At 71.9% G+C, this 25,107-nt stretch carries 22 protein-coding genes; 12 read left to right on the top strand and 10 right to left on the bottom strand.

What is annotated here, in order from left to right; genetic code table 11:
- Positions 1 to 10: 10 nt before the first annotated feature.
- Positions 11 to 1,654 carry a fatty acyl-AMP ligase gene (locus tag ACFY23_RS27435; protein ID WP_350681020.1) on the bottom strand — a complete coding sequence of 548 codons (1,644 nt, stop codon included), beginning with the start codon at positions 1,652 to 1,654 and terminating at the stop codon, positions 11 to 13.
- A 177-nt stretch (positions 1,655 to 1,831) separates the two neighbouring features.
- On the opposite strand from ACFY23_RS27435, the gene ACFY23_RS27430 reads away from it, so the two are divergent.
- The gene (locus tag ACFY23_RS27430; RefSeq protein WP_350819333.1) at positions 1,832 to 7,444 is read left to right on the top strand and encodes a type I polyketide synthase; all 5,613 of its coding nucleotides are present in this window, start codon (positions 1,832 to 1,834) and stop codon (positions 7,442 to 7,444) included.
- Between the two features lie 73 nt (positions 7,445 to 7,517).
- Here ACFY23_RS27430 and ACFY23_RS27425 read toward each other — a convergent pair whose 3' ends face one another.
- The 3 genes from ACFY23_RS27425 to ACFY23_RS27415 are packed head-to-tail and all read right to left on the bottom strand — an operon-like array spanning position 7,518 to position 10,286.
- Positions 7,518 to 7,988, bottom strand: coding sequence for an SRPBCC family protein (locus ACFY23_RS27425; protein WP_350681024.1), 471 nt, complete (start codon positions 7,986 to 7,988; stop codon positions 7,518 to 7,520).
- 31 nt (positions 7,989 to 8,019) lie between these two features.
- Positions 8,020 to 9,045 (bottom strand): SDR family oxidoreductase, encoded by a 1,026-nt coding sequence (locus tag ACFY23_RS27420; protein WP_350681026.1) that lies wholly within the window; start codon positions 9,043 to 9,045, stop codon positions 8,020 to 8,022.
- A complete protein-coding gene (locus ACFY23_RS27415) occupies positions 9,042 to 10,286 on the bottom strand; it encodes an aminotransferase class III-fold pyridoxal phosphate-dependent enzyme (protein WP_350681028.1) in 1,245 nt (414 codons plus the stop codon). The genes ACFY23_RS27420 and ACFY23_RS27415 overlap by 4 nt, the downstream gene beginning before the upstream one ends.
- A 120-nt stretch (positions 10,287 to 10,406) precedes the next feature.
- On the opposite strand from ACFY23_RS27415, the gene ACFY23_RS27410 reads away from it, so the two are divergent.
- The 3 genes from ACFY23_RS27410 (at position 10,407) to ACFY23_RS27400 (ending at position 12,398) form a co-directional block, all read left to right on the top strand.
- Complete coding sequence (locus ACFY23_RS27410) at positions 10,407 to 11,240, top strand: enoyl-CoA hydratase-related protein (protein ID WP_350681030.1); 834 nt, start codon at positions 10,407 to 10,409, stop codon at positions 11,238 to 11,240.
- Between the two features lie 16 nt (positions 11,241 to 11,256).
- Positions 11,257 to 11,739, top strand: a complete 483-nt coding sequence (locus tag ACFY23_RS27405) for an SRPBCC family protein (RefSeq protein WP_350681032.1) — start codon at positions 11,257 to 11,259, stop codon at positions 11,737 to 11,739.
- A gap of 191 nt (positions 11,740 to 11,930) precedes the next feature.
- Positions 11,931 to 12,398, top strand: a complete 468-nt coding sequence (locus ACFY23_RS27400; protein ID WP_350681034.1) for a hypothetical protein — start codon at positions 11,931 to 11,933, stop codon at positions 12,396 to 12,398.
- Positions 12,399 to 12,449: 51 nt separating this feature from the next.
- On the opposite strand, the gene ACFY23_RS27395 is transcribed toward ACFY23_RS27400, so the two are convergent.
- A complete protein-coding gene (locus ACFY23_RS27395; protein ID WP_350681036.1) occupies positions 12,450 to 13,433 on the bottom strand; it encodes an NAD(P)-dependent alcohol dehydrogenase in 984 nt (327 codons plus the stop codon).
- 112 nt (positions 13,434 to 13,545) lie between these two features.
- Here ACFY23_RS27395 and ACFY23_RS27390 point away from each other — a divergent pair, with 112 nt between their 5' ends.
- Positions 13,546 to 14,262, top strand: coding sequence for a TetR/AcrR family transcriptional regulator C-terminal domain-containing protein (locus tag ACFY23_RS27390; RefSeq protein WP_350681038.1), 717 nt, complete (start codon positions 13,546 to 13,548; stop codon positions 14,260 to 14,262).
- Positions 14,263 to 14,386: 124 nt separating this feature from the next.
- Here the strand turns inward: ACFY23_RS27390 and ACFY23_RS27385 are convergent, their stop codons facing one another.
- On the bottom strand, positions 14,387 to 14,617 hold the full coding sequence (locus ACFY23_RS27385; RefSeq protein ID WP_350681040.1) for a hypothetical protein: 231 nt from the start codon (positions 14,615 to 14,617) through the stop codon (positions 14,387 to 14,389).
- A 94-nt stretch (positions 14,618 to 14,711) separates the two neighbouring features.
- On the opposite strand from ACFY23_RS27385, the gene ACFY23_RS27380 reads away from it, so the two are divergent.
- Positions 14,712 to 15,449, top strand: a complete 738-nt coding sequence (locus tag ACFY23_RS27380) for a TetR/AcrR family transcriptional regulator C-terminal domain-containing protein (RefSeq protein WP_350681041.1) — start codon at positions 14,712 to 14,714, stop codon at positions 15,447 to 15,449.
- A 46-nt stretch (positions 15,450 to 15,495) separates the two neighbouring features.
- Here ACFY23_RS27380 and ACFY23_RS27375 read toward each other — a convergent pair whose 3' ends face one another.
- Positions 15,496 to 16,374 (bottom strand): helix-turn-helix transcriptional regulator, encoded by an 879-nt coding sequence (locus ACFY23_RS27375; protein ID WP_350681042.1) that lies wholly within the window; start codon positions 16,372 to 16,374, stop codon positions 15,496 to 15,498.
- Between the two features lie 203 nt (positions 16,375 to 16,577).
- Between ACFY23_RS27375 and ACFY23_RS27370 the strand changes: the two genes are divergently transcribed.
- From ACFY23_RS27370 to ACFY23_RS27360, 3 genes are all read left to right on the top strand, one after another.
- Positions 16,578 to 16,718 (top strand): hypothetical protein, encoded by a 141-nt coding sequence (locus tag ACFY23_RS27370; RefSeq protein WP_350681043.1) that lies wholly within the window; start codon positions 16,578 to 16,580, stop codon positions 16,716 to 16,718.
- Between the two features lie 250 nt (positions 16,719 to 16,968).
- Entirely contained in the window at positions 16,969 to 17,625 is a 657-nt protein-coding gene (locus ACFY23_RS27365) for a hypothetical protein (RefSeq protein WP_350681044.1), read from the top strand.
- A 91-nt stretch (positions 17,626 to 17,716) separates the two neighbouring features.
- Positions 17,717 to 18,424 (top strand): class F sortase, encoded by a 708-nt coding sequence (locus tag ACFY23_RS27360; protein ID WP_387038311.1) that lies wholly within the window; start codon positions 17,717 to 17,719, stop codon positions 18,422 to 18,424.
- Between the two features lie 106 nt (positions 18,425 to 18,530).
- Here the strand turns inward: ACFY23_RS27360 and ACFY23_RS27355 are convergent, their stop codons facing one another.
- Positions 18,531 to 20,732 carry an MMPL family transporter gene (locus ACFY23_RS27355; protein ID WP_350681048.1) on the bottom strand — a complete coding sequence of 734 codons (2,202 nt, stop codon included), beginning with the start codon at positions 20,730 to 20,732 and terminating at the stop codon, positions 18,531 to 18,533.
- Positions 20,733 to 20,994: 262 nt separating this feature from the next.
- Between ACFY23_RS27355 and ACFY23_RS27350 the strand changes: the two genes are divergently transcribed.
- From ACFY23_RS27350 to ACFY23_RS27340, 3 genes are all read left to right on the top strand, one after another.
- Positions 20,995 to 22,014 (top strand): alpha/beta hydrolase, encoded by a 1,020-nt coding sequence (locus ACFY23_RS27350; RefSeq protein ID WP_350819334.1) that lies wholly within the window; start codon positions 20,995 to 20,997, stop codon positions 22,012 to 22,014.
- A 66-nt stretch (positions 22,015 to 22,080) separates the two neighbouring features.
- Positions 22,081 to 22,590: a DUF523 domain-containing protein gene (locus ACFY23_RS27345; RefSeq protein WP_350681050.1), complete on the top strand. Its 510-nt coding sequence runs from the start codon at positions 22,081 to 22,083 to the stop codon at positions 22,588 to 22,590.
- Positions 22,591 to 22,637: 47 nt separating this feature from the next.
- The gene (locus ACFY23_RS27340; protein WP_350681052.1) at positions 22,638 to 22,928 is read left to right on the top strand and encodes a LuxR C-terminal-related transcriptional regulator; all 291 of its coding nucleotides are present in this window, start codon (positions 22,638 to 22,640) and stop codon (positions 22,926 to 22,928) included.
- Positions 22,929 to 23,058: 130 nt separating this feature from the next.
- On the opposite strand, the gene ACFY23_RS27335 is transcribed toward ACFY23_RS27340, so the two are convergent.
- Both ACFY23_RS27335 and ACFY23_RS27330 read right to left on the bottom strand, forming a co-directional pair.
- A complete protein-coding gene (locus tag ACFY23_RS27335; protein ID WP_350681054.1) occupies positions 23,059 to 24,087 on the bottom strand; it encodes a helix-turn-helix domain-containing protein in 1,029 nt (342 codons plus the stop codon).
- Between the two features lie 81 nt (positions 24,088 to 24,168).
- On the bottom strand, positions 24,169 to 25,062 hold the full coding sequence (locus tag ACFY23_RS27330; protein WP_350681056.1) for a phosphotransferase: 894 nt from the start codon (positions 25,060 to 25,062) through the stop codon (positions 24,169 to 24,171).
- Positions 25,063 to 25,107: the final 45 nt, after the last annotated feature.

Below are 25,107 nucleotides of genomic sequence, written 5' to 3'. Positions count from 1 at the left end.
AGGCGGGCGGTCAGCGGGGGATGAGCGAGCGGGCCGCCGCGCGGCGCAGCTTGCCCGAGGGTGTCTTCGGAAGGCTGCCCGGCGGCAGCACCACGACCTCCGCCGGACGGGCGTCGACGTCGGCGAGGACCCGGTGGGCGATCGCGTCGGACAGCGCCTTCTCGGCGGCCGGGTCACCGACCAGGCGTGACTCGACCAGCACCGCGAACGACTCCCGCGCCACCCCGTCGCCGGCCATCAGTCGTACCGCCGCGACGTTGCCGTCGCGGACGCCGTCGACGCCGGCGGCCGCACGCTCGATGTCGGTGGGGTAGATGTTACGGCCGCCCATGATGATGACGTCCTTGCGGCGGCCGCAGACCACGATCTGACCGTCGACCAGGTAGCCCTCGTCGCCGATGTCCAGCCAGCCGTCGTCGTCCAGGGCCGGGGCCGGACCGTCCTCGGTGAGGTAGCTCCGGGTCACCGAGTCACCGCGCAGCTGCAACCGGCCGACCTCGCGGTCGCCCAGCTCGGCGCCCGAGTCGTCGACGACCCGCACGGCGACGCTCGGGTGGGCGGCGCCGAGCATGGGCAGCCGGCGCACGCCCGTCGGGTGGTCGTCGCCCGCCGGTACCGCCCGCCGGTTCTTCTCCAGTTCCAAGGCGTCGACGGTGTCGAGGAGCATCGGATCCGACAGCGCCGACAGCGAGATGACCAGGGCGCTCTCCGCCGCGCCGTAGCAGCAGTTCACCGCCTCGGGCCGCAGGCCGAACCGCGCGCCGGCCGCGACGAACGCCTCCACCGTCGACGGGTCGATCGGCTCCGCGCCGTTGCACAGAGCCTTCAACCGGGACAGGTCGAGCGAACCGGCGTCGGCGCGGGCGAGCTGCCGGGTCAGGATCGCGTACGCGAAGTTCGGCGCGGCCGTGATCGTGCCGCCGTACCGGCTCATCAGCTCCGCCCACACCATCGGGCGGCCGAGGAACTCCGCCGGCGTGACCATGACCAGGTCGATGCCGGTGAACATGGGCAGCAGCAGGCAGCCGACCATGCCCATGTCGTGGAAGAGCGGCAGCCAGCTGACCAGCACGTCGTTGTCGCCGCACTCGAGGTGGGCCGCGGTGTCGACGAGGTTGGCGTGGATGTTGCGGTGGGTGATCCGCACCGCCTTCGGCTCGGCGGTCGAGCCGCTGGTCAACTGGAGCAGCGCGGTGTCGTCCTCGGCGGCGGACACGACGGTGAACTCCCCGTCGCTGTCCAGCTCGCCGATCATCCGGTGGGGGATGCCCTGCTCGCGCAGCACGCCGACCATCGCCTCGAACGGGGCGCCCACCAGCACCAGACGCGCGTCGATCATGCGTAGGACGCGCAGCGTGTCGTCGCGCCAGACGGACAGGTCGGTCCGCGGGGTCGGCTGGTGCAGCATGGTCACGCTGCCGCCGGCCAGCCACGTCCCCTGGGCGACCCACGCGACCTCTCCCGGGTCGCCGGCCAGGACCGCGACGGCCTGTCCGGGGGCCAGCCCGCCCGCGACCAGTGCCGCCGCCGTACGCCGGGCCGCCTCGTGCAACTGCCCCCAGCTGCGCCGCACCGGGTTCGCGGGGGCGCCGGTGACCATGCCGCCCGGCGACCGTCCGGCGGTGCCGACGACGGCATCGACGAAACGGCTCACCTCGATGTACCCAGAATCATGCGGGACAGCGTAGACACGGCGATCGACAAAGACCATAGCTCCTTTGTGGAGTCCGTACGGGCGATTGTGCCGGCCGCCATGACCGATAGAGGATGACCGCTGCCCGGTGGGTGACCGCGGCACCGACATTGATGATCGCGGAAGGCGGCCGCCTGAATGGGTGACTCCAGGACGCAGTGGTGGTTGGACGTCGTACGTACCCAGGCGGCCGAGGTGCTCGGTCGACCGCGTGGCGACGTCACTCCGGACGGTGCCTTCGCCGACCTGGGCTTCGACTCACTGACCGCGCTCGAACTGGCCGACCGGCTGTCCGAAGCCAGTGGGCTCCAACTGTCCGGCACCCTCGCCTTCGACCACCCCAACCCGTCGGCGCTGGCCGCGTACCTGGCCCAACAGGTCGGCAGCCCGGACGCGGACCCGGGACCGGGGCACCGGGCCGCCACGCCGACGCCCGGCGAGCCGGACGGCACGGGTGGGCCCGAGCCGATCGCCATCGTGGCGATGGCCTGCCGTTTCCCCGGCGGAGCGGCCACCCCCGAGGACTTCTGGACCTTCCTGACCGACGGACGCGACGGCGTCGGGCCGTTCCCGACCGACCGGGGCTGGGACCCGCAGGTGTTCCATCCCGACCCCGACCGTCCCGGCTCCACCTACGCCCGCCACGGCGGATTCCTCTACGACGCCGGCGACTTCGACGCCGGATTCTTCGGCCTGTCGCCCCGCGAGGCGTTGGCCACCGACCCGCAGCAGCGGCTGATGCTGGAGATCTCCTGGGAGGCGCTGGAACGCGCCGGCATCGACCCACGCACGCTGCGCGGAAGCCGCACCGGCGTGTACACCGGCGTCGTCGCCAGCGACTACGCCCCGCGCCTCGGCGCCATCCCGCCGGAACTCGCCGGCTTCCTGATGGCCGGCAACGCGTCCAGCATCGTCTCCGGCCGCGTGTCGTACACGCTGGGCCTGGAAGGACCCTCGCTGTCGGTCGACACCGCCTGCTCGTCGTCGCTGGTCGCGCTGCACCTGGCCGCCCGCTCGCTGCGTACCGGCGAGTGCGACCTCGCACTGGCCGGCGGGGTCACCGTGATCGGGACGCCGTTGGTGTTCACCGAGTTCAGCCGCCAGGGCGGGCTCTCCCCGGACGGGCGGTGCCGGTCGTTCGCCGCGTCCGCCGACGGCACCGGGTGGGCCGAGGGCGCCGGTGTGCTGGTCCTCGAACGGCTCGCCGACGCACGCCGCCACGGCCGGCGCGTCCTGGCGGTCCTGCGGGGCAGCGCGGTCAACTCCGACGGGGCGTCCAACGGCCTCACCGCGCCCAACGGTCCGTCCCAGCAACGCCTGATCGCCGACGCGCTCGCCGACGCGGGACTCGACGCGCCCGACGTGGACGTGGTGGAGGCACACGGCACCGGCACCCGGCTGGGAGACCCGATCGAGGCGCAGGCACTGATCGCCGCGTACGGCGCCGGCCGGCAGCGCCCGCTCTGGCTCGGGTCGGTGAAGTCGAACATCGGACACACCCAGGCGGCGGCCGGCGTGGCCGGTGTCATCAAGATGGTGCTGGCGCTGCGGCACGGCCGGCTGCCCCGCACGCTGCACGTCGACGAACCCACCCCGTACGTGGACTGGTCCGCCGGCCCGCTGCGGCTGCTCACCGACGAGCAGCCCTGGCCCGCCGGCGCCCGGCCGCGCCGCGCGGCGGTGTCGTCGTTCGGGATCAGCGGCACCAACGCCCACGTCATCGTCGAGGAGGCGCCGCAGGACGAGCCGGCCGCCGCGACCGACAGCGCGGCCGTGCCGGCGCCGCTGGTGCTCTCCGCGCGCACCGTCCCCGCGCTGCGCGAACATGCTCGCCGCCTCGACGCCTTCCTCGACGCCCACCCCGACGTGCCGGCCCGCGCGGCGGCGGTCGCGGCAGCCCGGCGTACGGCGTTCGAACAGCGCGCCGTCGTCCTCGACCGCGACGCCCTCGCCGCGCTCGCCGCCGGGCAGGACGTCCCGGCCGTGGTCACCGGCACGGCAGGCGAGGGCAGGCTGGCCCTGGTCTTCCCCGGACAGGGATCGCAGCGACCCGGGATGGGGCGGGAACTCGCCGCGGCCGAACCGCGGTTCGCCGCCGCCCTGGACGAGGTCTGCGCCGCACTGGACCGGCACCTGGACCGTCCCATCCGGGCGGTCGTCGACGGGAACCCGGACCTGCTGGACCAGACCGAGTACACCCAGCCGGCGCTGTTTGCCGTGGAGGTGGCGCTGTACCGGCTGCTGCGACACTGGGGCGTCCGGCCGGACGTCGTCCTCGGCCACTCGATCGGGGAGATCAGCGCCGCCCACGTGGCCGGAGCGCTGTCGCTGGACGACGCCGCCCGCCTCGTCGTCGCCCGCGGACGGCTGATGCAGGCGCTGCCCGCCGGCGGCGCGATGGCCGCGATCCAGGCCACCCCGCAGGAGGTCGAGCCGCTGATCGCCGACCCGGCGGCGCAGGTCGGGCTCGCCGCCGTCAACGGCCCGACGTCGGTCGTCGTCGCCGGCCCGCAGGACGCGGTGCAGACCGTCGCCGACGCGTTCGCCGCACGGGGCCGCCGGACCAGCCGGCTACGCGTCAGCCACGCGTTCCACTCCCCGTTGATGGAGCCGATTCTCGCGGACCTCGCCAAGCTGGAGGCGGACCTCACCCACCGGGCGCCGGAGATCCCGCTGGTCGCCAACGAGACGGGCCTGCCGGTCGACATGGTCACACCGGGGCACTGGAGTCGGCACGCGCGGCAACCGGTGCGGTTCGCGCAGAGCGTGCGCGCGCTGCGCGAGCAGGGGGTGACCCGGTTCCTGGAGGTCGGGCCCGGCGGCGTGCTGTCGGCCATGGTCCTCGACTCCGTCAACGACCTGGACGCCGACACGGGTGACCCGACGATCGCCGTGCCGCTGCTGCGCGGCGGGCGCGACGAACGGGACTCCGCCTGGGACGCGGTGGCCCGCCTGTTCGTCCAGGGCGTGGACGTCGACTGGCCCGAGCTGGTCGGCGGGGACGTCCCGCCCGCGGAGCTGCCCACCTACCCGTTCCAGCGCCGGCGGTACTGGTTGACCCCACCGGCCCGGCCGCTGCTCGGGGAGCCGGTCGAGACGCTCGACGCCGGAGTGCTCCTGACCGGCGAACTGTCGATCGCCGCCCAACCGTGGCTCGCCCAGCACCGCGTGGGCGGGGCGGTCGTCGTGCCGGGCGCGCTGCTGGCGGAGCTGGCGGCGCGCGCGGGTGACCACGCCGGCTGCCCCGAGGTGGTGGAGCTCCTGCTGCAGGCGCCGCTGGTGCTCCCCGAGACCGGCGCCGTCGAGACCCGGGTGGTCGTCGCCGGGACGGACGGCGACCCGACCCGCCCGCTGACGATCCACGCGCGCCCACCCGGCGGGACGTGGACGCCGCACGCGACGGGAACCGTCGCCCCGGTGCGGACCAGCGACGCCACCCGGTTGAAGCTGTGGCCGCCGCCGGGCGCCGCGCCGTTGGACACGGACGGCTTCTACGACCGCCTACGCGCCGGTGGCTACGACTACGGCCCGGTGTTCCAGGGCGTCGGCCGGGCGTGGCGGCGGGGCGACGAGATCTTCGCCGACGTGACGCTGCCCGCCGACGCCGCCGGCGCGACCGAGGGTTTCCTGCTGCACCCGGCGCTGCTCGACGCTTCGCTGCACGCCCTCGGCCTGCTCGGCGACGCCGGCGCGGACGACGGGATCGCGCTGCCGTTCTCCTGGACGGGCCTGCAGGTGCACGCCCGAGGCGCCACGGCGCTGCGGGTCCGGCTGACCCGCGACGGCGACGGTGTCGACGTCGTCCTCGCCGACCCGTCCGGCGCGCCGGTCGCCTCGGTCCGGCACGTCGCGCTGCGGCCGATCACCCCCGACCGACTCGCCCTCGGGCCGTCCGGGTCGGGCGGCGGGTACGAGCTGCGCTGGGTGCCGGCCGCTCCGGCCCGATCCGACCAGCCGGTGGTCTGGCTCGACGGGTTGACGGCCGGCGACCAGGTCCCCGACCTCGTCTTCACCGAACTGCCGCCGGGCGGTGACGACCCGCACCCCACCGTCGCCGCCGCGCTCGACCTGGCACACCGCTGGCTGGCCGACCCGCGGTACGGCGCCGCCCGGTTGGCGGTGGTGACCCGGCGGGCCGTCGGCGACCAGTCCCGGGACCTGGCTCAGGCGGCGGCGTGGGGGCTGCTGCGGTCGGCGCAGTCCGAGCACCCCGGCCGCTTCATGTTGATCGATCTGGACGACGACCCGGCGTCGCGGCGGGCGCTCGCCGCGGCCGGCGCCGCCGGAGAACCGCAGGTCGCCGTCCGCGCCGGCGGACTGCTGGTGCCTCGGCTGCACCCGTCGGCCGCGGGCAGCCTCGTCCCCGAGACCGGGGCCCCCACGGATTCCGGGGCCGTCACCCGCGTCGGACCACGGCCGTGGGCCCCGCAGGGCACCGTCCTCGTCACCGGCGCGACCGGCGCCATCGGCCGTCTCGTGGCACGGCACCTGGTCGAGCGGCGCGGGATGCGGCACCTGGTGCTCACGTCCCGGCGCGGAACCGACGCCCCCGGCGCCGCCGACCTGGTCGGCGAGCTGACCGCGCTCGGCGCGGAGTCGGTGCGCCTCGTCGCCTGCGACGTCGCCGACCCGGCGGCCCTGACCGACCTGCTGAGCTCCATCCCCGCCGAGCATCCGCTCACCGCCGTGCTGCACCTGGCCGGGGTGCTCGACGACGGGGTCGTCGAGTCGCAGACCCCGCAGCGGGTGGCCGCGGTGCTGCGGCCGAAGGCGGACGGCGCACGGCAACTGCACGAGCAGACCCGCGAGTGCGACCTGGCCGCGTTCGTGCTCTTCTCCTCCGCCGCCGGCCTGCTCGGCTCGCCCGGGCAGTCGGGATACGCCGCCGCCAACGCCTACCTCGACGCCCTCGCCGCCCAGCGGCGCGCGCAGGGGCTGCCGGGGCAGTCGCTGGCGTGGGGCTTGTGGGAGCTGCCGGACGGGATGGCCGAGCAGGTCGGCGCCACCGGCCTGCGTCGGATGCGCGGGATCGGGCTGACGCCGTTGCCGCCGGCACGCGGACTGGCCCTGCTGGAACGGGCGCTCGACTCGGACGCGGCGACGCCGGTCCTCGTCGACGTGGACCGCGCCCTGCTCGACGGGCACGACCGGCGGTCGGTGCCGCCGGTGCTGCACGACCTGATGGCCACCCCGGCCGGCGCGGTCGCCGGCCTGGCGTCGCCGGCCACCGCGTCGGTCGGCCCGGTCACCGGCGGCGCGCCCGGCCCGGCCGGCGGAACGGACCTCGCCAGGACGCTGCCCGGGCTCGCTCCCGCCGAACAGGACCGGGTGCTGCGGGAGATGGTGCTCGCCGAGGCCGCCAGGGTCCTCGGCCACACCTCCGCCGCCGACCTCGACGGCACCCGGAGCCTGCCCGAGCTCGGATTCGACTCGCTGACGGCGGTCGAGCTGCGCAACCGGCTCGCCGCCGCGACCGGGCTGACCCTGCCGGCGACCCTGGTGTTGGACTACCCGAACGTGCGGGAACTGGTCGGCTACCTACGCGGTGAGCTGCTACCCGAGCAGGCGTCCACCGCGCTCGGGGTGCTGGAGGAGTTGACCCGGCTGGAGTCCAGCCTGGCCAGCCTGACGATGGACGGTTTGGCGCGCAAGCGGCTCGCAGACGCCCTGAACCAGCTGCTGTCGCTGGTCGACACCGAGTCGGACAAGGTCGACGCGGCGCAGGACGACTTCTTCGACCTGCTCGACTAGGAGCCCGCCTCGGCCGTCGAGAAACGGGCCGTCTTCCCGCCGCTCGGGCGACGGGAAGACGGCCCGCGGTCGCTCAACCGAGCGGGGCGGCCTCCACCACGGTGACCTCGATGTCGGAGCCGAACAGCCCGAGGAGGATGTCCCGGATCGAGTCGCGCATCGCCGCGCACGCCACCGGGTCGATCAGGCTCGCCAGGGAGGCGATGCCCAGGTCGAACCGGCTCTCGAACTCGACCCGTACGCCCTCGTCGGCCTCGACGACCAGCCACGAGCCGGTGAACGTCGCGAAGTCGCCCTTGGTCTGTTCGAAGTCGATGCGGCGGTTGGTCGGGTCGATCTCGTCGCGTTCGGTCCAGACGAGGATGCCCCGGCGGAAGTTCACCTCCCACGCCGACTCCACCTGGGTCGGGCCCACCTGGGTCACCCCGACCGTCCGTACGGTGTCGGTGAACTCCGGATACGCGGCGAAGTCGGCCAACCGGTCGAACGACTCCTTGGCGTCTGCCCTGGGCAGCAGAGCGTGCACGATGACGGAGCACTCCATCGCGGGTGGCCTCCTCAGCTCGGGTTGACGATCACTGCGGCAACCCCCGGATCAGGTGACGCAGGCTGACCCGCCAGGCGTCCTCGGCCTGCGCCGGGGTCATCGCGTCCGGTCCACCGGGAATCGTGCCGAACGACGTCGGCAGCAGTTCGGGGATGATGACCAGCCCGCAGACGGCCACCACGCCGTCCAGCCGCGCCAGGTCCTCGGGCGGAAGGACGTCCGCGAACGCCGGCCGCACCAACCGGTCCACGATGGACGGGTCAGCGATGCGGCCGTCGGGTATGTCCATGCCGCACTCGCGGGCGGTCTCCGTCACCAGTTCGAGGTAACGCTCCACCGGGATGCCGGCGGGCCCGGCGGTCAGCCAGTAGTCGCCCTTGCGCAGGTCGGCGTCGAGCACCGCGCGGATGCCCTGCGCGACCATGTCCTGGGGGACGAGGTCGAAGAACGTGCCGGGATGCGCCGGGATGAAGGGCAGCTTGCCGGTCACCAGGTACTCGGCGAGCAGGTGCACTCCCTGGTGCTGACGGATGACGCCGGTACGGGAGTCGCCGATGACGATGGCCGGTCGGACGATCACCGCGTCGATGCCGCTGTCGCGGACCATCTGCTCGCCGAGGTACTTCGACGTGACGTACTCGTCTGTCCGGGCGGCCACCTTCTCGGTGCCCAGCCTGCCGCCGCCACCGGCGCGGCCGTACCGGGACACGTAGGCGGTGCTGACGTGGACCAGGGTCGCGTCCGCCTCGGCGGCGAACTCGACGACCCGGCCGAGGCCCTCGACGTTGAGCCGGTCCACCTCCGCCTGGTCGGCGGAGAAGTTGACGATGGCCGCCGAGTGGACCACCGCGTCGACCTCGGCGCACAGCTCGCGGTAGGCGCGGCGGTCGAGCCCGAGGGAGGGGGCGTGCAGGTCCAGCCTGGCCACCCGGTTGGAGCCGCCGGGCAGGCGTCGGTAGGCGGCGGCGATCACGTCGTACCCGGAGAGCTCGGCCAGTACGGCGGTGCCCACGACACCGCTGGCCCCGGTGACCAGGACGGTACGTCGCGTCATGCGGGGGAGTCGCTTCCGGTGGCGGGGAAACGCGCGGCCAGGGCGGCGCAGGCCCGCCCGAACGAGGCGACCAGCCGCTCCTCCTCGTCGGAGGTCATCGTGGCGGGCGGGGTCAGCCGCAGCACCGGGTGCGCGTTCATCGAGTGGTTGACGACCACGTCGTTGTCGAGCAGGTCCATCAGGAACTCCGCGGCGTGCATTCCGGAGCGGAACTCCACGCCGATGAGCAGCCCGGCGCCGCGTACGTCGGCCACCAGGTGCCCGACCGACCGCATCGTCTCGGTGATCGCCGCGAGGAGCCGCGCGCCCAGCTCGGCCGCCCGCTCCACCAGCTTCTCCTCCCCGATCACCTCGACCGTCGCGCGGACGGCGGCCATGGCGAGGGGGTTCGCCGAGAACGTGGACGTGTGCAGGTAGGGGTCCTTGTCGAACGGGGCGAACGCCTCCTCGGTCGCCAGGGTCGCCGCGACCGGCACCAGCCCGCCGCTGAGCGCCTTGCCGACCAGCAGGACATCCGGCCGTACGCCGTCGCGGTCCGCGGCCCACCAGGTCCCGAGCCGCCCCAGCCCGGTCATCACCTCGTCTAGGACGAGCATCGCCCCCCGATCGCGGCACAGCGCCTCGACCGCCTTCAGATAGCCGGGCTCAGGGATGATCACCCCGCCCTCGCTCTGCACCGGCTCGACGACCACGCAGACGTCACGGTCGACGACGGCGGCCAGTTCGTCCAGGTCGCCGAACCGGACGTGGGTGACCTCGGGCAGCAGCGGGCGGAACGGATCCTGATAGAGCGACCGCGCGGTGAGCGACAGCGCGCCGACCGTCTTGCCGTGGTACCCGCTGTGCATGGAGACCAGCCGGTGCCGCCCGTTCGCCCGGGCGATCTTGATCGCGGTCTCCACCGCCTCCGCGCCCGAGTTGGAGAAGTGCACCTTGACCAGGCCCTCCGGCGCCACCGAGGTCAACGCCTCGGCGGCCCGGGCGGCGGGCTCGTTCAGCAGCACCCGGGTGGACAACGCCTGCCGTTCGAGCTGGTCGCGCACCGCCGCGAGCACGGCCGGATTCCCGGCGCCGACGAAGAACACGCCGTAGCCGGCGCAGTTCAGCAGCTGACGGCCGTCGGCGGTGTGCACCACGGTGCCCGCGGCGCCGACCTCCAGTGGTGTGTGGAGCATGGCGGCGACCCGACCCAGCCCCTCGCCGAGATGGCGGCGGTAGATATCGAAGACACTGGAGGACACGGCGGAAGTCTGCCCGAACGGCACCGACCGATCAATGGTCTACTCAGGACAGCGACGGTGACCGAACAGCCGACCCGTCGAGCATTGCTGCGGGCGTCGACCTTGCTCTAGGGTGCCGGCGTGGACACGTACAGCGAGATCATCTACTCCGTTTCGGACGGGATCGCCACGGTCTCGCTCAACCGTCCCGAGGAGCGCAACGGCTACACCCTGCGGATGGCCGACGAACTCGCGCACGCGTTCGACCGCGCCGACCGCGACGACGACGTCCGCGTCGTCGTCCTCACCGGCACGGGCGAGCACTTCTGCGCCGGGTTGGACATGTCCGTGACGGAGTTCGACACCCCCGACGACCCCGAGGCCGAGTGGGCGGAACCGGCGGGACGGTGCTCGATGCGGATCTTCGCGATGAACAAGCCGGTCATCGCCGCGATCCGGGGCGCGGCCGTCGGCGCGGGCGCCACCATCATCCTGCCGGCCGACTACCGGCTCGCCGCCACCGACGCGCGATTCGGGTACGTCTTCAGCCGGCGCGGCATCTACGCCGAAGGCGCGTCCACCTGGTTCCTCCCGCGGCTGGTCGGGATGGGCTGCGCGCTCGACTGGATGATCAGCGGGCGGGCGTTCGACGCCGCCGAGGCGCTCTCGGCCGGCCTGGTGCACAGCGTCCACGAGCCGGAGCACCTGCTCGACAAGGCGTACCAGCTCGCGCGGACCATCATCGCCACCACCGCGCCGGTGTCCGTGGCGGTCATCCGGCAGATGCTGTACCGGACCAGCGCGCTGGACTCGCCGTACCCGGCGCACCGGCTGGACTCCCGACTCTCCGCCGAGGCTCTGACCAGCGCGGACGCGAGGGAGGGCTTCGACTCCTTCCGGCAGCGACGCGCTCCGGCCTTCCCCGGACGGGTCAGCAGCGACCTGCCCGACCACCTCCCCTGGAGGAACGAATGACGTCTATGGTTGCGGCATGACTGCGCGGGCAGCCGGACACGGCCCGGAAATCGCCGAACAGATCACCGTCGCGGCACCGGCGGACGCGGTCTACGCGGCCGTCGCCGACGTACGGCGGATGGCCCGGTGGAGCCCGGAGTGCGTCGCGGTCTGGGTCACCCGGCGCGACGGCGGGCAGCCGCGACGGTTCGTCGGCTGGAACCGTCGAGGCCCGTTGCTGTGGTTCACCACCTGCCGGGTCGTCACCGCGACGCCGGGCAGCGAGTTCGCCTTCGACGTCACCACCTTCGGCCAGCCGGTGGCCCGCTGGGGCTACCGGTTCAGCGAGACCGACGGCGGCACCCAGGTGACCGAGTACTGGCGGGACCGGCGCAACGGGGTGGCCCACGTGCTCGGCCGGATCTTCACCGGCAGGGCGTCGGGCGATCGCCCGACCGTGAACCGGAACGGCATGCGGGAGACCCTGCGCCGGTTGAAGCGGGAGCTGGAAGCGGCCTGACCCCGCGGCGCGACGCCATCACTGACCGTGCCGGCCGCCCACCGGCCAGAAACCGGGTCAGCCTGCCGGCCGCCCTCGTGCATGTACGGGGCCTGCTCGTGGAGTCGCTGAAGTGGGCGGTTGCGGCCCGGCAACTGTGACGGCGTCGTAGTTCGCTCGACCGCTTGCCGTCGATCCGTACGCTGCGGCTCATGCCGACATGGGACCGGGCTTACCGGGCCGACCAGGACGATCGCCATACCCTGCGCTACGTCGTCGCCGCCGGGATGTCCGTGGTTGGTCCCCTGCTCCTCTGCGGCGGCCTCGCCGTGGGCGAGTCCTCGTGGGCCGCAGCGTCCGCCGTCGGCGTCTTCGTGCTGATGTGGGAGGTCGTGCTGTGGCGCGTGACGCTGGTCGGTGTCTTCGTCAGCGACTACGGCATCAAGATTCGCACGGTGCACCGGACGCAGGTCATTCCCTGGTCGCGGGTGAGCCGCGCCTGGGCGGGCCAGGCCGCCAACTACGACGCCTGGCAGGTCTGGGTCTCCACTCGGGATCCCGAGCGGGACTTCGAGACACCGATCTGGCGCCAGGGCTCCCGGGCGCGCCACAGTAACCGGATCGTCCTCTCACCCGAGGAGTTCGCCACCGCCCTGGCCACCCTCAATGCACCCCGCTGATCGCGTCAGTCGTCTGCGGCGCTGGCCTTGGTCGGGGTCGGGGTCGGCAGGTCAGATGGTGATGACCACCTTCGCCCGCGCGTGTTCACCTTCGAGGTACCGGATGGCTTGGGGCACGTCGTGGAGCGGATAGGTCCGGTCGACGACCGGGGTGAGGCGGCCGGCCTCGGCGTGGGCGCGGAGCGTGTCGAGGTGTTGCCGGCTGGGTGCCGTGGTGAGTGTGACGATGCGGTGTCGGACGAAGGGCGCCAGCAGCCGCCCGCGCGCGAGGAGCCAGACCGGTCCGATGAGACTGCCGCCGCGGTACACGCCGCCGCCGGAGAGCACCAGCGTCCCGGTCGGGGTCAGCGCCCGCCGGAGCGCGGTGAGTGAGCGGTTGCCGACCAGGTCGAACACGACGTCGTGGCGACGGGCGTCGTGGGTGAAGTCGTCGCGGGTGTAGTCAACGACGTGGTCGGCGCCGAGGGAGCGGACCAGGTCGATGTTGCGGGTGCTGCACACGCCGGTCACGGTCGCGCCGAGCACCTTGGCGAGTTGGACGGCCAGGGTGCCGACGCCGCCGGAGGCGCCGTTGATGAGAACGCGGTGGCCGGGCTCGACCTGCCCGACGTCGCACAGTCCCATGAGCGCGGTGATGCCGGCCAGCGGCAGGGCGGCTGCCTGCTGCGGCGTCAGGTTCGCCGGCTTCGGCGCGACCAGGGTCTCGGGCACGCACACGTACTCGGCGAACGCGCCGTTGGCGTCGCCGAGGTCACCGAAGACGGCGTCGCCCGGACGCACCTGTCGAACGTGGGGGCCGACGGCCTCGACCCGGCCGGCGAAGTCGCGGCCACGGATGCGCGCCCGGGGCCCTGGTCGGCCCATGGTCAGCCGCGCCATCCGTGGATCGCCGCGCATGACATGCCAGTCGTACGCGTTGAGCGCGGCGGCCTCGACCCGCACGAGCACCTCGTCGGCGGCAGGCACCGGCGCGTCGACGTCCGCGAGCGTGAGCGTCTCCGGCGGTCCGTATCGGTCCTGGACGATCGCCTTCATCTTCCCCTCCTCAAGGTGTACGGCGTACACCGCATGCAAGCAGCGTAGGTGTACGCCGTACACCCGTCAAGGCGGTTATGGTTTCAACCGTCGCCGGGAGACGAGGACCGAGATGGCTGAGCAGGCTGACACGCTGCGCCGGACGCCGCTGAGCAGGGACCGGGTCCTGAGCGCCGCCGTCGCGCTCGCCGACGAGGCCGGGATCGAGTCCCTCAGCATGCGCAACCTCGCCCAGGACCTGGGCGTCGTGCCGATGGCCCTCTACAAGCACGTGGCCAACAAGGACGAACTGCTCGACGGCATGATCGATATGGTCGTCGGCGAGATCGATCCGCCGGTGCCCGACGCCGACTGGAAGCACGTGGTCCGGGGGCGCATCCTCTCGGCGCGGCAGGTGCTGCGGCGCCACCCCTGGGCGCCGCTCGCGATCGAGTCGCGGAACATGGCCACGCCGGCCGTCCTCGCCTACCTCGACTCGATGGTCGCGACGTTCCGGGCCGGCGGGTTCTCCGTCGACCTCGCCCACCACGTGATGCACGCGATGGGCAGCCGAATCCTGGGGTTCAGTCAGGAGTTGTTCGACGCCTCCCGGCGCGCCGGCCGGTCCGGCACGACCGACCCGGACCCACCGGCGGCCTTCCCGCCGGAGGTCGCGGCCCGGTTCCCGCACCTCGCGGAGATCGCCGTGGCGGCGTCCCACGACGACGCGTCGGTGGTGGGACAGGGCTGCGACGACCAGTTCGAGTTCGAGTTCGCGCTGGACCTGCTGCTGGACGGCATCGAACGGCTGCGACAGCAAGGCTGGACGTCGTCGCGCCGACCCCGGTGAGACGGTCGGGGACGAACTGCGGTGTACGGCTGGCCACGGTGCAGGCGCCGGATCGGGGCACGAAGTGGATGCCCCGTGCGCGGCGGTTTCGACAACGCCGACGGCACGCGGGCCCGGCGGGTGCTCAAGGGACTGTGTCGGAGTAGACCTCGACGTCGTAGAGCAGCTGCACGTTGCGGCGACCGTTCGTGATGCCGACGAAGACCGGGTCGCTGGCCGGGGTGCGGCCCTGGCGCCACGCCTGTTCCCGGGCCGCTTCCCGCGACTCGTGATGGGTTTTGCCCTCTTGATGTAGTTGCAGAACGCGACGAGCAGTGACGCGGTCGCTGTCGAGGTGGACCCGCAGCAGAGGCATGACTGACCTCCTTGCCGACCGCCTAGCTCTACCTACCTCTGTCCAACCAGCTTATCGCTGTTAAGTTGCCTGTTCAACGGACTAGGATGGCTCCATGACCAGCGCAGAGCCGGGTGTGCCGATGACGCCCTCGGTCGGGCGGCGGGACAGCCGCACTCCGCCCCCGGTATGGCTACGTGCGGAGCCGTCGCGTGCACGGCGGAAACCGCCACTGACCCCTGAGCGCATCGTGGACGCAGCGGTGACTTTGCTGGACGAGCACGGCATCGAGGGCCTGACGATGCGCCGCCTCGCCCAGCGGCTCGACGTGACGTCCACCGCGTTGTACTGGCACGTGAAGATCAAGGATGACGTCCTGGACCTGGCCGTTGACCGGATCTTCGGCGACGTGCCAATTCCCGACGTGAGCGACAACTGGCTGGAGGACATCCGCGCCCTCGCCCGAGCCTGGCGCGCCGCCATGCTGCGCCATCCCTGGGCGCCAAGGCTGATCGGACGTCCGATGCTCGGGCCCAACGTCCTGGCCCGTACCGAGTTCCTGCAATCGGCGCTGGTGCGCGGCGGCTGTCGCGGACTTCAGCTCGCGGTGGCCACGCGAATGCTCGCCAACTACGTCATCGGCGCCTCGCTTACCGAAGCGACGTGGCGCCAGACCGCGGACCCTGACGCGAGGGCCGCAGCCCGCGACCATATCGCCGCGAGCGCCCATGCCTATCCGACCCTCACCGCCTCTGGCCATCTCGACGACACCCGGTGGGACGACGACCTGCTGTTCGAGGAGGGCCTCAACGGCATTCTCGCGACAGCGGCACGGACAGGGATGCCGGAATGACCCCCGCGCACCACTGACCATCGCCGCGACGCGACCCGCTGGCCGGCTAGCGGTCCGACGTCGAGAGGCTGGTGTCGCTGGTGGTGACGGCCCAGGAGGCGAGCAGCATGAGCGCGTGCGCGGTCGGCGAATCGGGTTCGGCAGCGTAGATGGTCATGGTGAGATCCGGCTCGGCGCGCAGTTCCATGCTCTCGTACGCGAGGGCGAGGTCGCCCACGACGTGGTGGCGGAAGTGTTTGACGCCGGTGCCGTGGATGCGGACGTTGTGCGCGGCCCAGCGGCGGCGGAAGTCGGTGCTGCGGGTGGACAGCTCGCCGACGAGGTCGTGCAGGCCTTTGTCGTGGGGGTCTATGCCCGCCGCGGTGCGCAGGTTGGCCACGGTCATGTCGGCGAACAGATCCCAGTCGGGGTAGAAGCGGCGGGCGGCGCTGTCGAGGAACGTGAACCGGGCGAAGTTCGGCACGCCGGTGGGGTCGGCGTAGACGTCGCTGTGCATGGCTCGGCCGAGCAGGTTCGCGGCGAGCAGGTCGGAGCGGTTGTTGACCACGATCGCGGGGGTGGTGATGGCGTCCAGCGACCATTGCAGGCTCGGCCGTACCGTGCGCTGCTTCGATCGGCGGCTCGGCCGCAGCAGCGCGCTGCTGCCGTTGGCTTCCTGCGCGAGGCGCATCAGGTGGGCGCGTTCGGCGTCGTCGAGTTGCAGGGCGCGGGCGATCGCGTCGAGCACGCTGGCGGAGACTCCGGCCAGCGAGCCGCGCTCGAGCTTGGCGTAGTACTCGACGCTCATCCCGGCCAGCGCGGCAACCTCGCTGCGGCGTAGCCCAGGCACGCGGCGCTGCCCGGCGGCAGGCAGCCCGGCCTGCTCCGGTGTGATCTTGGCGCGGCGCGAGGTGAGGAACTCGTGCACTTCGACTCGGTTGTTCACGCCCTCGACGGTACGACGCGCCGCGCTGAGCTGGGATGTACTGCGGGTACACCCATCGCTGGGGACTTTCACCCGCCGTGTCGGACGGGTGTGCTCGGCGCACGGCAGCGTCGTTGTCTCGTCGGCCCCAACGGCGGTGCGCTGGCCTCGGCGGAGGTACCCGAGCATCCCGGCACCGGTTCCGCCATTCTCGGCTTCGTCCAGTGGATCGCTGCCGGACCATCGCCCCGGTCGCCGGGCTCGGCGGCGAGGACACCGCCGTACCGATGGCACTGCTCATGATCGCCTGTGTCGCGCTGTCCATGATCGGCCTGCTCGTCCTCGCCCGGCCCGCAAGGCCCTGAAGCGGTAGCCCGAGCCGTCGCGAGCCGCACGGGGTGGCAGTGCAACGGCACCTGGCCGCTACGAGAGGCAGGCGGACAGAACGGACTGTACGCCCCAGGCAATGCGAATTAACGATTTATAGCATGCCGAGTGCTAGATGTTACGAAACCCGGAAAAGTCCTCTTGTTTCACATGAATCGACCTAACGTTCGTCATGGCTCGTCCTCCTGAGCCGATCCAGAAGGAGTGAGGAACATGTCGATGAGGTTTTTGACCAAGGTCGCCGGCGGGATGGTGCTGGGCAGCGCCGCCCTGCTGCTCGCTGCGCCCGCCGCCGCGCTCGCCGCGACCGACGGAGAACCCAAGGAGCCCACGGCCTCGAACCAGGGGCAGACGTCGAAGAAGAAGTCAGACGACAAGCCGAAGACCTTCAACCTGCACGACAAGGACGGCAACGGGGTCATCTGCGCGACGAACAAGCAGATCAACGAGCAGAACATCTCGCAGATCATCAAGGACAACACCATCACGAACAGCGTCGTCACCTTCAACCTGTCGGCGGCGCAGTCGGCGACGAACGACAACAGAGTCCAGCCGAACAACATCGTCGTCTGCATCCGCGACCTCGACGTGGAGGTGGACGTCGAAACCGACCTGCTCGCCGACCTCCTCAGGATGGTCGACGCCGGTAGCAGCGCGGCTGCTTCGCCGGCGGGCCAGCCTGCCCGCGCCGGCGGCGCGTACGCGGGTCCGGAGGGAGCCTGGGTGCTGCCGCAGACGGCCGGCGTCGCGGCCGGTGACGGGGGCGCGCTCGCCGACACCAACACCGGTGCTCTGACGGCGGCGGGTGCCGGCATGATGGGCGTGGGCGTGCTCGGTGGCATCGCGCTGCTGCGTCGGCGGTCCGCCAATGGCACTGTCGCCTAGGGCGGCCAGGAGCGCCAGCGGCCGTCACGGTTTTCCGTGGCGTGCCGCTGGCCTCGTCCTGGTCGCACTTGTCACGCTTGCCGGAGCGGGATTGGTCACGTTCGCGGCCACGGCTCCTGATCCGGTCGGGCCGCCACAACCCGACCCCGCCGCCGCACCGCAGTCCCTGCTGTCACCGTCGACGGACGAACCCACCGCACCAGAGCCGACGCCGGGCGGAGCCGACGCATCGCCGGCCTCCGGTGTGACCCGCGGCGAGGCGCGCAGTGCCGGCGGCCGCCCCAAAGCCGATCTCGGGTCCACCGCGACCCGCCCGTCTCCCGCACCCAAGGTGGTCGGGATGCCGCGATCGCAGCCCACCCGCATCAGGATCCCGCGGATCGGCGTCGACGCGCCGACGGTTCCGCTCGGGCTGGACCGGAACCAGCAGATCGCGGTCCCACCGCTGAACCAGCCCGATACGACCGGGTGGTACAAGCTGGGACCAAGTCCCGGTGAGGTGGGAACCGCGGTGGTGGTGGGCCACGTCGACTCACGCGCCACGGGTCGGGCGGTCTTCTTCCGCCTGGGCGCGCTGAAGCCGGGGGACACCATCGAGGTGCCCCGCAAAGACGGCAAGAAGGCCCGCTTCATCGTGGACGGGGTGGCCCGCTACCCGAAGAAAAAGCTCCCGCTGAACCTGGTCTACGGTCACACCGGCAAGGCGCAACTGCGCGTGATCACCTGCGGTGGCGGCTACGACAAGGCGGCGAAGTCGTACAAGGACAACATCGTGGTGTTCGCGACGCTGGTGCCCTGACCACAGACGTCCGCGGTGGCGGGTAGCCACAGCCGCGGCCGAGAGCGGCCCGACGCCGAACCCGGCCTCGACCCGAGGACGGGTAGGGCCGGGTTGGCGGGCGCAGTCACACCCCCGTCGTCGCCAGCGTGCGCTCCTGCTGCGGGGCCGCGGGTAGGTCGTGCGACACCCGCGGGAGCCACTCCAGCCACCGGGGCAGCCACCAGTTCTTCTCGCCGAGCAGGGCCATGACCGCCGGCAGCAGCACCGCGCGGACGATCGTCGCGTCGAGCAGCACGGCTGCGGCGAGCCCGACGCCGAGCTGCTTGGGAGCGGCCAACGGCAGCGTGGCGAAGAGCGCGAACACAGCCACCATCACCGTCGCCGCGCTGGTGATGACCCCGGCCGTGCGGATGATCCCCTCGGTGACCGCGAGCCGGGTCGGTAGTCCCCGGTCGTGGCCCTCCCGGATCCGGCTGACGACGAAGACGTGGTAGTCCATCGACAGCCCGAACAGGATGACGAACAGGAACAGCGGCATCCAGTTGGTGATGCCGTCGGCGGCGCGGAAGTCGAGCAGCGACTCGAAGTGGCCGTACTGGAAGACGTAGACCAGCATGCCGTAGGCCGCGGCGACGGAGAGCAGGTTGAGCAGCACGCCGGTGACGGCCACGACGACGGACCGGAACGACACCAGCAGGAGCAGGAAGGCCAGACCGAGGACGAACCCGAAGACCAGCGGCAGGGATTTCGCGAGCTGGTCGTTGAAATCCTGTGCGGTGGCGGTGGCGCCGGTGACGCCGACCCAGGCGTCGGGCAGCCGGCCGAGCGTCGCCGGCAGCACGGTGCCGCGCAGGGTCGCCAGGGCCTCCTCCGAGGTGCGGTCCCCGCCGGAGCCGGACAGCCCGACGCTGACGACGGCGACCGTGCCGGCGGGGTTGACCTCGACCGTGATCGGCTCGTGCAACCGGCCGGTCGCCAACGCCTGCTCCCTGAACGCCGCCATCGCGCCGTCCCAGGCCGGCCCCGTGACGTGCGGGGCCTTGACCACGACCTCGGCCGGGGCGGCGCCGCCGGGGAACGCCGTCTGGATCGCCACGAACGCCTGCGTGATCGGCGCGCTCGGAGACAGGTCCTCGACACCCTCTCCCTTCGTACGCAGGTCCAGTGCGGGCGCGGCGAGCGCGCCGAGGGCCGCGGCGGCGAGCACCGCCGAGACCAGCGGGCGGCGCAGGACGAGCCGCAGAACCGTGCCCCACACCCGGCCGTCGGAACGGGTCCGGTACAGGACGGGGATGCGGCCCGCATCGACGCGGTCGCCGAGCGCGGACAGCAGCGCCGGCAGGACCGTCAGCGAGCCGAGCACGGCGGTCGCGACGACGAGGATGGTGCCGACGGCGAAGCTGACGAAGGTGGTGTCGCGGGTGAGGAACATGCCGGCCATGGCGACGATGACGGTCAGCCCGGAGATCCAGACCGACCGGCCGGAGGTCTGCGCGGCGATGACCAGCGCGCGCTGCGGATCCGAGCCGTTGCGGCGTTCGTCGCGCTCCCGCCGGATGTAGAACAGGCAGTAGTCGACGCCGACGGCCAGCCCGACGAGGAGCATGACGTGCATGGTGGTGTCGACGGTCGGCGCCAAGTGGCTGGTGAAGCCGAGCAGGCCGATCGCCGCGACGACGGCGGTGATGGCCAGCCCGACCGGCAGCAACGCCGCGACGACGGCGCCGAAGGCGACGAACAGGATGCCGAGGGTGACCGGGACGGAGAGCATCGACAGCCTGGTCAGGCCGGCGTCGAGGTCGTCGCCGATGAGCTTGTCGCTGCTGGCGTCGCCGGCCTGCGCGATGTACAGCTGCGGGTGCGCCCGCTGGACTGCGGCGACGGCGTCGAGGACCGGCCCGACTCGGTCCTTGGCAGTCTCCGGGTCGCCCCGCATGGCGAAGGTGAGCAGCGCCGACTTCCCGTCCCCGGAGATCACCGGCGGGTTCACCGCGTCGGTGACGCCGGTGGCCTGCACGGCGGCGGTGACCTCGGCGATGGCGGCCCGCCCCTGCGGGCCGTCCACCGCCGATGTGCGCGAGCTGACGATGACCATCTCCCCGGCGTGCGTTCCGGGGAAGCCGGCCTGTTCGACGATACGGTCGGCGCGGCCGGACTCGCCGAGGCCGAAGTCGCTGTCGGTCGCCTTGACGATGCCGACTTGTCCACTCAGGACGGTGGCACCGACGACGAAGACCAGCCAGCCGAGTACGGCGAGCGTGCGGTGACGGGCACTCCACACCGCGACGTGCGCCGCGATGCCGGTGACGTTGTCCCTGGATTTCATGCCCCGAACGGTATGGAGCGCGATGGGGCGGGTCGATCCTGTGAGCCTCCTGGCGGGGGTGGGGGCAGCCCTACCGTGACGAGCGGATCCTGACGGGTGCGGCGTCGCCGTCGCGCGCCGTAGGGGAATTCCCCTACCCTCGGCAGCGCCCCGTCGGCCGGAAGGCGGAGGCCGGCGGGGGCCGGCTGCGACGCACGTAGCACGACAGGGCGCGACCGGAGGGCGATCCCGGAGGTGCCGCAGCGCCCTACCGTCGTGGGGCGTGAGAGAGAATCTCGAGGAAGCCGAGCTGGTAGAGCCTCGGCGCCCCGCGCGGGCACGGCGCTGGCGCGTACTGCTGCGGATCGTCGCCGCGTTGGTGACGGTGTCGGTCATCTCGACCGGCGCCGGCTGGACCTACGAGACGCTGGCGCGGCGCGGTGACGGCCAGCGGCATCCGGCACCGGGCCGGTTGATCGACATCGGGGGGCACCGGCTGCACCTGAACTGCACCGGAGCCGCCAGCGGCGGGCCGACCGTCGTCTTCGAGGCGGGGCTCGGCGAGTCGTCCACGACATGGGCGACGGTGCAACAGGGCCTGACCGACACGTCGGGAACCGCCCGCGTACGGGCGTGCAGCTACGACCGGGCCGGCTACGCGTGGAGCGAACCGGGGCCCGGCCGGCGAGACGCCGGTCGGCTGGCCGAGGAGTTGCACACGCTCCTGGACGCCGCCGGCGAACGCGGCCCGTTCATCCTGGTCGGCCACTCCTACGGTGGGCAGGTCGTGCGTCTGTTCGCCGATCGATGGCCCACCGAGACCGCCGGGTTGGTGCTGGTGGATGTCACCGACGAGCGGGCGACCGGTGCCTTGCGGGCGAGCGCACCGGTCATCCGCGTGCAGATGGCCGGCTTCCAGTTCGCCGCCCGCATCGGCGTGGTGCGACTGTTTCCGGGCACCGCCGCCAGCGCCGACGCGCCCCCGGCAGTGCGTGAGCACGCTGCGGTCGTCTATCGAAGCAACAGCATGGCGGCCTCCGCCGCGGAGGCCGCGGCGTCGGTGGACAGCGCCCGCCTGGTGCAGTCGACGGTACGTCCGAAAGCATGGGGAACCTGGCCGGTGATCGTGATATCCGCAGCCGGGCAACCACGCGAAGCGCTTGAGCACCACGCCGGGCTGGCCGCGCTGTCTGGCAGAGGAGAACACCTGATCGCCGGGACGACCAATCACTACGTTCACTACGGCCAGCCACAACTCGTCCTGGACTCGGTCCGCAGAGCGCTCGACGCGGTGGGTTCCTGACGACGCGGGTGCCGCCAGCTCTATCGGGTGGATCGGGGTCGACCTGGATTCGATACGGTCGTGCGTATGCTGAAGGTGCTGGTGAGTGGGTGTCTGGCGGGTCGTCCGATTCGATTCAACGAGACCTCCGTGCCCGTCTGCTCGCCGATTTGGGAGAAGTGGGCGACCGAGGGTCGACTGGTGCACTTCTGCCCTGAGATTGCGGTGGGATTCCCGGTTCCACGTCCAGCAGCAGAAATTGTGGGCGGCACCGCAGCCGGTGTCCTCGACGGCGCCGCGCGCGTCCGGGAGGTGGGTGGCCGGGACGTGACCGACCTGTTTCGGCTCGCGGCGCGTCGGGCGCTGCACCGAGCCGTCGAGGCCGAGGTCGCGCTCGCCGTCCTGGTCGACGGGAGCCCGACGTGTGGAAGCAGCAAGGTCTACGACGGGTCCTTCACCGGCCGCACCGTGCCCGGGCGCGGCGTAGCCGCGGAGGAACTGCATCGCCACGGCATTCCGGTGTTCCACGAAGGACAACTGGAACAGGCGGCCGCGCTGCTCGAAGAACTCGAGCGAAACAGCCGACGTGGCACCTGACGTACCGCGATCGACACGGCTTCCGCGGCCTTGACGACGTCGTCGAGATGTCCGCGATCGTGGTGCGCCCGTCGCCCCTGCTCGACGGGCTCGTCCTGCTCTTCGACGCCTGCTGGAGCCGCGCGGTGCCACTCGGCGTGGACGCGACCGCCCTGGACGTGCAGGCACTGCAGGTGCTCAAGTTGCTGGCGGCAGGGCTCCAGGACGAGGCGATCGCCCGCCAGTTGGGCACGACGACACGCACGGTCCGGCGCCGGGTCCAGGATGTGCTGGCGGCCCTGCACGCCAAGTCCAGGTTCCATGCTGGCGTCGAGGCCAGTCGACGCGGCTGGGTCTGATCCGGTCTCGGCGCCGTGCGCACCCATTCCGTCGAGTCGGGTAGCTCCTCCACCAGCGCCTTGACCGGGGCGAGCCCGACGCCGCCGGCGCCGCACCCGGTCGGCGGCACGTCGCGGTGCGCCGTCCGCCTCAGTCGTCGAGCGTGACGGACGGGCAGGCCGGTAGTCCGGGGGAGCCGCCTCGCTGGTGCCGCATCCGGTAGGCCTGTGGCGCGCTCCCGTACTGGCTACGGAAGAGTCGACTGAAGTGTGACTTGTCCGCGAAGCCCCACCGTGCGGCGATCACGGAGGTGGGCTGATGGGCCATGAGTGGCCTTGTCAGGTCTCGCCGGCACTTCTCCAGCCGCTTGGTCCGGATCAGCTCGGCGACGGTCACGTCGTCGCCCTCGAACAGACGGTGCAGCGATCGTAGGGATATGTGGTGCGCGGCCGCGATCGCGTGGGGTGTCAGGTCGGTGTCGCCGAGATGTCGGTCGATGAACGCGACGACGCGGGCCCGCATCGCGGTCTGCTGCACGTCGGCCGGGAGGGCGTGTGTCATGTCGAACTGGTGCGCGAGAGTCGCGGCGGTCAGGTCCAACGCGACGGCTCCCAGCCGGTCGCCGTCCTCGGGGCCGTACTCCTGCGGATGCTCCGCGATCCGGCGGAGGAACTGTCCGAGCAGCGCGCCCATGCCGGTGCCGGACGGGATGTTGCAGGCCAGGAGTTGTGTGATCTTGGCGGGAGGAAGCGGCAGCGTCGCGCGGGGTATGTCGAGGACTATCGTGTGGGAGGTTTCCTCGCCGTCGGGCGGACGGTGGAAGGCGTCATATGGCTGCGAGTTGTCGATGAAGGTCAGCCTCGGTCCCGCGGTCGCCGACTCGCGCCGCTGTTGCCTGATCGTGCTCGCACCGCTTATCACCTGGGCAACCTGGAACATGTCGGGATCGCCCTGACGGATCAGCTTGGCAGTGCGCTGCATCCGCAGTTCGGGATACCGGAACCGTGTCACGCGCAACCCGCCGAGATCGATGGCCTGAGCCCACGCGACGAAATCCCGTGCCGGGCTGGAGAGGTGGGCCGGGGAGTTCTCGTCGACAAGTTGTCGCCAGAGGTCGAACCGGTCGACCTCGGGAAGTGTCGTCGTATCGATGATCTGACTGGGAAGGATCGGACTCACCTCCTGACGGCCGAAGTGAACGTGTGACACCGCCCGGGCGGCGCGCGTGTCTCACCCGGGCAGACCTCTCAGCCCCGCACGCTATTGAGGGAACAGCCACGTCATCGCCTCCAGGCTCTTGCTCACGTACGCGTTCTGCCCGGTGTCGACTCCGTACGACAGGTCCTCGAACAGGCTGCATCGGGCGTAGAAGACCGCCCGGTCGGGCAGGCCCGTGCGGTCGGGCCCAGGCGCGTCGTACCTGGCCAGGGCGAGGTCGAGCGCGTGCGGGCCGAGGTCGCGACAGATCAGGCCGAAGTCGTAGGCAGGGTCGGTGATGGCGGCGTCACTCCAGTCGATGATGCCGGTGACCTCACCGTTGTCGGGGTCTACGAGGACGTGTTCGATGCCGAGATCGTTGTGGCTGAACACCGAAGTGCGCGGTTCTGGCGGTGGGGCGGACCGGAAGAACGCGTCGACGGCCGGCCGATGTCCGGGTGGGATGCCCCCGGCGACAGTCGAGTAGAACTCCTCGGCCTCGCGGTGCCACTCGGTCAGCGGCGTCTCGTCGATGTCGACCAGACCGGCCACGCGGTCGGCCGGGATGGCGTGGAGAGCGCGGAGGAGGTCACCCAGGACGGTCGCGACCGACGGAATCAGCGCGGCGCGCGATGCCTCAGGAATCGACAGGAGCGGGCGGCCGCGCAGTTTGGGGTACGCCAGAACGCCGAGTTCGGCCGCCGCGGGCAGTGGTTGGGGCACCGGTAGAGGTGATGCGGATGCGACCACCTGTAGCAATCGACATTCACGGGTCGCGCGGCCCGTACGCTCGTCGGCGTCGAGGTCTCTGGAGATCCGGACCACGAGGTCGTCGTTCACCTCGTACGAGATGTTGTCCAGGCCCGCCCCGAGCGGAACCACCGACGTGACGTGGATGTCGGGCAGGTGGGCGGACAGCAGGTGGTGTACGGCTTGTCGATCGTCCCACTCGGACATGGTGGGACCGGGTTGCCCGGGCATGGGGCCTCCAGGGTGTGATGT

It is taken from the genome of Micromonospora sp. NPDC000121 (assembly GCF_042899165.1).
GTDB lineage: Bacteria > Actinomycetota > Actinomycetes > Mycobacteriales > Micromonosporaceae > Micromonospora.
The sequence above is the reverse complement of the archived record's forward strand: the minus strand, read 5'-3'. Positions and strand labels throughout refer to the sequence as shown.

Excerpts from the sequence above, each read along its gene's own strand:
- ACFY23_RS27430 (WP_350819333.1), top strand. The coding sequence starts at position 1,832 with ATGGGTGACTCCAGGACGCAGTGGTGGTTGGACGTCGTACGTACCCAG.
- ACFY23_RS27425 (WP_350681024.1), bottom strand. The coding sequence starts at position 7,988 with ATGGAGTGCTCCGTCATCGTGCACGCTCTGCTGCCCAGGGCAGACGCC.
- ACFY23_RS27420 (WP_350681026.1), bottom strand. The coding sequence starts at position 9,045 with ATGACGCGACGTACCGTCCTGGTCACCGGGGCCAGCGGTGTCGTGGGC.
- ACFY23_RS27405 (WP_350681032.1), top strand. The coding sequence starts at position 11,257 with ATGACTGCGCGGGCAGCCGGACACGGCCCGGAAATCGCCGAACAGATC.
- ACFY23_RS27400 (WP_350681034.1), top strand. The coding sequence starts at position 11,931 with ATGCCGACATGGGACCGGGCTTACCGGGCCGACCAGGACGATCGCCAT.
- ACFY23_RS27395 (WP_350681036.1), bottom strand. The coding sequence starts at position 13,433 with ATGAAGGCGATCGTCCAGGACCGATACGGACCGCCGGAGACGCTCACG.
- ACFY23_RS27390 (WP_350681038.1), top strand. The coding sequence starts at position 13,546 with ATGGCTGAGCAGGCTGACACGCTGCGCCGGACGCCGCTGAGCAGGGAC.
- ACFY23_RS27385 (WP_350681040.1), bottom strand. The coding sequence starts at position 14,617 with ATGCCTCTGCTGCGGGTCCACCTCGACAGCGACCGCGTCACTGCTCGT.
- ACFY23_RS27380 (WP_350681041.1), top strand. The coding sequence starts at position 14,712 with ATGACCAGCGCAGAGCCGGGTGTGCCGATGACGCCCTCGGTCGGGCGG.
- ACFY23_RS27355 (WP_350681048.1), bottom strand. The coding sequence starts at position 20,732 with ATGAAATCCAGGGACAACGTCACCGGCATCGCGGCGCACGTCGCGGTG.
- ACFY23_RS27345 (WP_350681050.1), top strand. The coding sequence starts at position 22,081 with ATGCTGAAGGTGCTGGTGAGTGGGTGTCTGGCGGGTCGTCCGATTCGA.
- ACFY23_RS27340 (WP_350681052.1), top strand. The coding sequence starts at position 22,638 with ATGTCCGCGATCGTGGTGCGCCCGTCGCCCCTGCTCGACGGGCTCGTC.
- ACFY23_RS27330 (WP_350681056.1), bottom strand. The coding sequence starts at position 25,062 with ATGTCCGAGTGGGACGATCGACAAGCCGTACACCACCTGCTGTCCGCC.